Annotated in this window: 7 protein-coding genes and 1 pseudogene; 5 read left to right on the plus strand and 3 right to left on the minus strand. The window is 72.4% G+C overall.

The features are described from left to right. Positions 1 to 499 precede the first annotated feature (499 nt). Complete coding sequence (locus ACSNOK_RS27585) at positions 500 to 1,018, plus strand: GlcG/HbpS family heme-binding protein (RefSeq protein ID WP_436783500.1); 519 nt, start codon at positions 500 to 502, stop codon at positions 1,016 to 1,018. Positions 1,019 to 1,312: 294 nt separating this feature from the next. Next, positions 1,313 to 1,987: an NADPH-dependent FMN reductase gene (locus tag ACSNOK_RS27590; RefSeq protein WP_436783501.1), complete on the plus strand. Its 675-nt coding sequence runs from the start codon at positions 1,313 to 1,315 to the stop codon at positions 1,985 to 1,987. A 365-nt stretch (positions 1,988 to 2,352) separates the two neighbouring features. Here ACSNOK_RS27590 and ACSNOK_RS27595 read toward each other — a convergent pair whose 3' ends face one another. Next, positions 2,353 to 2,556, minus strand: a complete 204-nt coding sequence (locus tag ACSNOK_RS27595) for a cold-shock protein (protein WP_436783502.1) — start codon at positions 2,554 to 2,556, stop codon at positions 2,353 to 2,355. A 586-nt stretch (positions 2,557 to 3,142) separates the two neighbouring features. Between ACSNOK_RS27595 and ACSNOK_RS27600 the strand changes: the two genes are divergently transcribed. Then, entirely contained in the window at positions 3,143 to 3,481 is a 339-nt protein-coding gene (locus ACSNOK_RS27600; protein WP_436783503.1) for a MerR family transcriptional regulator, read from the plus strand. A 178-nt stretch (positions 3,482 to 3,659) separates the two neighbouring features. Here ACSNOK_RS27600 and aac(3) read toward each other — a convergent pair whose 3' ends face one another. Both aac(3) and ACSNOK_RS27610 read right to left on the minus strand, forming a co-directional pair. Beyond that, a complete protein-coding gene (aac(3), locus tag ACSNOK_RS27605) occupies positions 3,660 to 4,523 on the minus strand; it encodes an aminoglycoside 3-N-acetyltransferase (RefSeq protein ID WP_436783504.1) in 864 nt (287 codons plus the stop codon). Between the two features lie 134 nt (positions 4,524 to 4,657). Continuing rightward, positions 4,658 to 5,188 (minus strand): DUF4232 domain-containing protein, encoded by a 531-nt coding sequence (locus tag ACSNOK_RS27610; RefSeq protein ID WP_436783505.1) that lies wholly within the window; start codon positions 5,186 to 5,188, stop codon positions 4,658 to 4,660. Between the two features lie 379 nt (positions 5,189 to 5,567). On the opposite strand from ACSNOK_RS27610, the pseudogene ACSNOK_RS27615 reads away from it, so the two are divergent. After that, positions 5,568 to 5,819: pseudogene (locus ACSNOK_RS27615) on the plus strand (helix-turn-helix domain-containing protein); the annotation flags it as partial. Between the two features lie 930 nt (positions 5,820 to 6,749). Then, on the plus strand, positions 6,750 to 7,730 hold the full coding sequence (locus ACSNOK_RS27620; protein WP_436783506.1) for a transcriptional regulator: 981 nt from the start codon (positions 6,750 to 6,752) through the stop codon (positions 7,728 to 7,730). The last annotated feature ends 181 nt before the right edge of the window (positions 7,731 to 7,911 follow it).

A 7,911-nucleotide genomic window follows, 5' to 3' on the forward strand; every position in this document is an offset into this window, starting at 1 on the left:
CGGTCTCGTTGGCTCGGAGATGTTTATAAGAGACAGGGACGCCGCCGTGAGCCGCGTGGGGCAGCGAGTCCGTGCCATGGACGTGATCACGCAGGCCGCGGTCATACGGGTGGCGGTCATGCGGATCGCGGCCACCCGGATCGCGGTCACCCGGATCGCGGTCAGGGGCGTACGCGTCCGGGTGCCCTGGGCCGTACGCGCACGGAGCCGCGTCGGCCCCGCCGGGCGCAGCCCCTCGTCCCGTCCGCCGCCGCATCCCAGCTCCTCGCGCTCTCCGCGTGCCGCGTGTACCGCCGGCACGCCTCGTACAGCGGCTCACCGCTCGTACGTCACATGTCGCGCACGCAGTACCTCTCGTACCGCGCACCCGCGCCCATCCTCGCCGCGCGCGGCGGTTCCCGCATCAACCGATCGGTCGACCCCGGCGTCGGCCGGACCGCCCGTCGGAGCAGCCCGCCGGCCGACGCGCCCGCCCTGGTACCGGCCGGAGGATCGAGCCATGACCAAGGCCAAGAAGCTCCTCACCACCGCCTCCGCCGTCGCCGCCGCCGGGCTCGTCGGGGCCGTCGCCGCCAACGCCGCCACCCCCGCCGCCGGTGCGGAGGACACCTCCCTGCGTTCCACCCGGCACCTGACGATCGCCGCCGCCACCAAGGCGGCGCAGGCCACTCTCGACGCCGCCGCCAAGGAGGGCCAGGCGGTCTCCGTCGCCGTCGTGGACCGTGACGGCAACACCCTCGTCACCCTCCGCGGGGACGGCGCGGGCCCGCAGTCGTACGGCAGCGCCGAGAAGAAGGCGTTCACCGCCGTCTCCTGGAACGCACCGACCTCCGCTCTCATGAGCCGCCTCACCCAGACCCCCACCCTCAAGGACATCCCCGGCACGCTCTTCCTGCCGGGCGGTGCGCCTGTCCGGGCGAAGGGCGCGCCTGTCGCCGCCATCGGCGTGGCGGGGGCGCCCAGCGGCGACCTCGACGAGAAGTTCGCCCGGGCGGGCGTCGCGGCGCTGGGCGGTTGATCACCGGCTGGGTGGGTGATCACCGGGCCGGGTAGGCGGTTACGACGCGAGGCGCGGTCACGGTAGGGGGTCTGGTGCCATGAAAGAGGTGATCCCGTCCCCGTAAGGGGAATCCCGAAGGCTGCCCCGTAGGGGAGATCCCTGTGAGGGCGGCCCCCTAAGGGGCGCAACCGTCATGCGCCCCTTAGGAATCAACCCTGAGCCACCCGAAAGGCCGTCGACGAGCCGTTCCCGTACGGGGCCGGCCCGAGTGCGGTCTGGTCCGGTCCACGACGCGGCCCGATCGTGGTGCACATGAACGAAAACACATCCCTGGACACGGACTTGACCGGCAGCGAGCGCCTGAACAAGGACACGAAGGGCGACGGCGGCGACGGCGACGGCAGGCACAAACTGGTGATCCTCGTCGGCAGCGTCCGCGAAGGGCGGTTCGGCCCGGTCGTCGGCTCGTGGGTCGCCGAACAGGCGCTCCGGCACGGCGGATTCGACGTGGAGGTCGTCGACCTCGCGGAGATCGACGTTCCCCTCTCCCTGCCCGCTGCGCCCCCAAAGGACGCCGGTGACGCCTACCCCCGGCCGGCCGGGATGGCGGCCCTGACCTCGGCGCTGGACAGTGCGGACGCGTTCGTCATCGTCACCCCGGAGTACAACCACAGCTATCCCGCGTCCCTGAAGGCGGCGATCGACTGGCACTTCACCCAGTGGACGGCCAAGCCCGTCGCCTTCGTCAGCTACGGCGGCGCAGCGGGCGGCCGGCACGCGGTGCTGCACCTGGAGAACGTCCTCACCGAACTGCACGCGGTGACGATCCGCGACGGGCTCGCTTTCCCCGACTACTTCACCACGTGGCGGGACGGCCGCCCGCTCGCCCCCGACGCCCCCGCGTACGCGGGGAAGCTGCTGGAGCGGTTGGCCTGGTGGACGGCGGCCCTCCGCACGGCACGCGCCGCCGCCCCCTATCCGGCCTGAGCACGGGGGCCGGCGAAGGCGAGGGGTCGGGAGAGGGACCAGGAGGGAGCCGGGAGGACGAGGAATGCCCTGAGAAGCCGGGGAACGACAAAAAACGGCCGGAATCACCAGGACACGGCAGCACCGCACGAAAAAGTGTCCCGAATCCAGCGGATACCCTCCTCCGCAAGCGCGGGGCGGACGGATTGACCGACACCGCCATTTCCGGGTCCCGGCCCACCTCCCCCTCCCGCCGAATACCCGGCCGGCGAACGGTGGCATGACGCACACCGTCGTCGATCAGCGAACCACGGAAAGCGTCCGGGAAAACACAAACGCCGGGCCCCGCATCGGATGATGCGGGACCCGGCGTCGCGAGTGCTCGATCAGGCGGGAACGATGTTCTCGGCCTGCGGGCCCTTCTGGCCCTGGGTCACGTCGAAGGAGACCTTCTGACCCTCCTGCAGCTCGCGGAAGCCCTGGGTGGCGATGTTCGAGTAGTGGGCGAAGACGTCAGCGCCGCCACCGTCCTGCTCGATGAAGCCGAAGCCCTTTTCCGCGTTGAACCACTTGACAACACCGGTGGCCATAATTTTCTCCCTCGGGGGAATGCTCTGGACCCGCACCGCGCGGGCCTCGCGTCGCCGCGATGATTTCCCCATACGGAGAGACCCGTTCACACCGCGCACCTCATCCGGCAGGAAAGCCGGGGAGTGCGCATGGTTTTCGGGAACCACAACTGCAACTGACAACGACGGTAGCACGGCCGGGCCCGCCCTGCGGGAGACAATTTTCATTCCGTTCCGAATGACGCGGATAAGCCCACACCGACGTTTCTCAAATTCTGCAACGGCGGCGACAGAAATGTGCGTCGGCCGCACCGGCGGTCCCGCGGTCGGAGTCGGGCATCCGGGCCGGCGGTCGCCGCTCCCAGGTGCCCCAGCACCCCATCACCTCGCTCGGGCGCCCGCCGAAAGCTATCGTGGCCACGACAGACATGCCTCCCGGACCTCGGTTCGACAGGGTCCGCGCGTGGCCCGAGCCCGGTCGGCAGGCGCGTTTGCCGAGAAGACGGCGGCCGACCGCACCCGTACACCGGGCGGCCGGCGGCAACCCACCCGTGGGGCCGGGCACGCACAGGCCCGACACCCCTCCGACGCCCGACGAAGGGTGTGCATGGCTCCGGAGGCCCGTCCGAACGCCGCCGACAACCTCGACGACGACGATTACCCCGCCTACACGATGGGGCGCGCGGCGGAGATGCTCGGCACCACCCCCGTCTTCCTCCGAGCCCTGGGCGAAGCGGGGCTGATCACTCCGTTGCGTTCGGGAGGCGGCCACCGCCGCTACTCGCGGCGTCAGTTGCGCATCGCGGCCCGTGCCCGCGAGCTCGTCGACCAGGGCACGCCCATCGAGGCCGCCTGCCGCATCATCAGCCTGGAGGACCGGCTCGACGAGGCCCTGCGCCTCAACGAGGAGCTCCGGCTGGGCCGGAACCACCCGGAACGCGGCTGACACCATCCGCCTCCCCCACTGTCCCTCCACAGGGCGCCCCGGCCGCACCGATCGACGGCCGGGGCAGCCCCTGGGGGAACAGGGCTACGGGATGCCCTACGTACGACCAGCCCCCTAGGGGGAAGCGGGGGTAGGGGAACGGCTGGGGGAGCCCCCTAAGGCGCTCCGGCCCGGAAGGTCACCCTCCCCCGCCCGCTCCGCCCAGCTTCTCCTCGATCCACCGGACCCCGAAGCGGACGACATCCGGCGCCTCGAAGAGGTGGCACTCCGCCGCTCCGACGGTGCCCCGGACGCCGAGGCCGGCGGCGAGCATGTCGCGCGCGATGACCGCGAACGGCCACTCGCCCTCCGGGACCACGGGCGCGTAGTCGAAGGCGCCCTCCTCGGAGTCGATGTCCCGGAAGCGGCGCCAGGTCCGCACGCCGTCGACGAGGACCGGCTGTTCGTACTCGACGAAGCGCTTGCCGGGCGCCTCCGCCAGGGCCTCGGCGTGGTGCAGGAGGGTGATGCTGTCGAGGGGCGCGCCCAGCAGCAGGACACGGCCGCCCACCGCGGTGAGCCGGGCCAAGGGGCTACCGGGACCGTGGGGGTCGTCCCAGGGGTGGTCGGCCACCAGGGCCTCCGCCCGCGCCCCGAGGGCCGCGAAGCTGACATCCGGGTGCCGGCTGCGCACGGCGCCCGGCCGGCGCCGGAGGGCCTCCGGGAGGCGGCCGTTGTTGTGGTCCGCCTCGCTGAGAAGCGGGTCGTAGGCCGGGCACTCGGCCCGCATCGCCGCCTGCCACTCCTCCGGCCAGGAGGGGAGGTCGTAGGGCGGCGCGTCGTTCCACCCGCAGTACGTCATCAGGGTGCCGGACGGGCCCACGGTGTCGGTCAGCGCGTCGATGACGGTGGCCGTGCCGCCCGGGACGTACCCGAGGGCGGACAGACTCGTATGGAACATGACGGTGTCGCCCTCGGCGAGGCCGAGCGAGCGCAACTCCCGCACCAGACGGCTGCGCGTCACCGGGCCGCCGGCCCGGGCCAGTAGTTCTCTCTCATCCACGAGGGGACGCTAACTGTAGGGGGCAATAACCCGCACGGCATTTTTATCGGCCAAATCGCTTGCGCGGGGCCAGGGTTGACGAGTGCATGACGCGCCGGCCAACTGACCCCGCCCCCGGCCACCGGCAGTCGGCGTCACCAGACGAGGGCGTCGGCCGGGTCCGCCTGCCAGTAAGTGACGGACACCGAGTCGTCGATCCACGTACCGCCAGGCAGCGGGACCGCCACGGGCCGCCCGGCGGAACCCGATCCGTCGAAGAGGGAGACCCGGACCACGCGCGCCCAGCGACCGTGGTCGGCGCTGCCGTCGGCCGCGGAGAGCGCCATCCCGGCGTACGCGGACTCGCCCGGGGCCAGGGTGACCACCGCCTGCGGCTTGCTGTCCTCTATGACGGCGGTCGCCGACTGGTCGTCGTCGAAGCCGAGGGAGGGGTGGAACAGCGCCTCGCACGTGGTGTCACCGGTGTTGGTGAGGGTGAGGAGCTGGTGGTTGATCGGCCGGGTCACGTTCTGCACGGTCAGCTTCGTGTGCGCCGCGGAACACGCGGCCGTCTTCGGCGCCGCGGCCGGACGGGCCACCGCAGGCGCCGCCTGGCTCTGTCCGGCGGCGAGCGCGAGGGCGCCGACCGTGAGAAGGGCGGAAGCGGCGAGACGCGAGGTACGCATGATGGGCTCCTGTCATGAGAGAGGGCGATCTTGTCCGTCGACGACGAGACGTCACGGCGCGGACCGGGAGTGCGGGAACGGCGCGCTCACGAGTGGCGCAGAAGCGCCACGACCATCAGAACGGACGCGACCAGCACTCCCAGGGCCACGGCGTCGACGAGTTCGAGACGGAGGCGGAATCTGATCCGCACGGCAGCTCCTGTTCCGACCGCGGCCGGCGGGTCGTGTCCGGGCCGCGATCTGTGTCGTCAGCCTGTGCCGTGGCGCGTTCCGGCGGCAAGGCGTGTCGCGTCCTTGGGGAAGCGGGAACGGCTGCATATAGTCCGACCTGGGGAGATGCCGCGCCCTGGAACGCGGATCCGGGACGGGAAGAGCCTGTATGTCCGAGGGGATAGCCGAGTTCGCGGCCCGACTGCGGGAGCTGAAGGACCGGTCGGGACGTAGTTACGGAGTCCTGGCCAAGCGGCTGCACATGAGCACGTCCACACTGCACCGGTACTGCCATGGCGTCGCCGTGCCCACGGAGTACGCCCCTGTCGAGCGCTTCGCCCGGCTGTGCGGCGCCGGCCCCGACGAGCTCGTCGATCTGCACCGTCGCTGGATCATCGCGGACGACGCCCGGCGCCGGAAGGCGCAGACGACCACCGGCGCGGCCACGCGGCCCCACCCGGGTGAGCGCCCCGGGACGGATGGTGCTCCTGGGGCGGCCGACCTTCCTTCTCCGGGGACACGTTCCGCCGCGTCCACCCGGGCGGGCGTCGACGGGGCACCCGCCGCGGACACACACGCTGCCACCGGCGGCGGGATACCCGCCGAGCGTGGGATTTCCGGCGCGCGGCGGACGTCCGCCACCGTGGATGGAGGTCCCGGCGAGGAACGGCCGCCTGAGCCAGGCGGGATGACGGCCGCTGCCGGGCGGACCGACGTGCGCGAAGCGACCGGTACGGGCGCGGGCCGCGCCACGGCCGGGCGCCCTGACGGAGGCGGGCGAACCGGTACCGACCGGCAGTCCGGCGTCGCCGGAAGCCCCGAGTCCGATGGGACCCGTCCCCCAGACGCGGACGCGGACGCGAATTCGGTCTCGCTCTCGGGCCCGGAAGGGCCGTCCCCTACGGGCGGGGCCTCCGACGCGAACCGGTGCCCTGAGAAGGAGACCGCTCCCGATACGCGCCCGGGCGAACGGCTCACCACCGGCCCGAATCCGATAGCGCACGCCGAACCGACGACGGCCCCCGGGGAGCCCACCCGGCCGGCTTCCGCGCCGGACACGGAGACGACTGGGAACCCGTCACCGGAGGGACGGAAACCGGCCGTTTCCGAGACGCCGTCCACCTCCGTACCGAACGACGACACCGTTCCCGACGAACGGGCGGAAGCGCGAGCAGCAGCCGCCTCACACGGGACGAAGGCCCTACCGCCATCGGCGCCGGAACGTTCCGCCTCCGGCCGGACGCGCAAGGGGATCGGCCCCCGTCGCCCGAGAACGGCGCCCGCCTCACCGGCGGCCACCTCCCCGTACGGCACCCGGAAGCGGGTCCGGCGCGCGCTGCTCGCCGCCGCGGTGGGCGTCGTCGTCCCGGCGGCCGTGGTCGCCAGCTACGCCGCCACCAAACCCGACTCGCCCGCGGACGCGGGTGCCGCCGAACGGTCGCCGACGAGCAGGGCCGGCCGGTCCCTCGCCACCGACCGGCGCCCCGGGGCGTCCGGTTCACTCCCCACAGCACCGGTTCCGAGCCTCACCGGGCAGCCCGGTCCGGGCGCTCCGGCCGTCCCGTCCACCCCCTCCTTCCCGGGCGGCACGCACGCACCGAACCGCCCGCAGGGCAACCCGCCGGACACCGCGCACGAACCGGCGTTCCCCGGAGCGACGTCCGCACCGGCCGACGAGCCCGCCCCTGACACGCGCTCCGGGCCGCCCCTGACCGTGAGCACCCGCCCTTACACCATGATCGACAGTTGTGATCAGGTGTTCGTGACGGGCCGTACCCCGGCCGAAGTGCCCCCGCCTCCGGCCGGGGTGAACGCACGCGGCTGGGTGAGCGCGCTGCGCGCGGTACCCGGCGGGCGGTTGCAGCTCGAACTGGCCGTCCAGGGCACGTCCCGACAGGCGGTCGTGCTGCGCGCGCTCCACGTACGGGTGGTGGGCCGGGCGGCGCCCCTGGACTGGTCCGCCTATGTGATGGCGGACGGCTGCGGCAGCGGTGTCACGCCGGCCACGCTCGACATCGACCTGGACCGCGACAGCCCGATCGCCCGGCCGGTGGCCGGCCGGCAGGGAGACATCCGGATCCCGGCGACGGACTTTCCTTACAAGACCTCCGCGACGGATCCCCAGGTCCTCGACGTGGTCGCGCACACCACCGGCCATGACGTGCAGTGGTACCTGGAGCTGGAGTGGAGCAGCGGCGACCGGCACGGCGTTCTGCGCGTCGACGACGAGGGCCGCCCCTTCCGTACCACCGCGATCAAGGAACGTCCTCAGTACCTCTTCCGGTCCGACCTCAACATCTGGGAGCTCCTGCCCGACTACGCACGAAGGTGACAGACGAGAGGCGAGAGGCGAGACGGGAAACCGGAGACGGGAGGCGATGCCCTGCCGCCCCGCCCAAAGGCCCTCCTGCGGTCACTCCCCGAGGCCCACGGCCCGCGCCCCCACCCCGGCAGGCCATTAGGGGACATTCCGACATTCCGACGGACACCCCCTAAGGGCATAAGGGCTCCCC

This window comes from Streptomyces sp. URMC 126 (genome assembly GCF_051386555.1).
Taxonomy (GTDB): Bacteria; Actinomycetota; Actinomycetes; order Streptomycetales; family Streptomycetaceae; genus Streptomyces.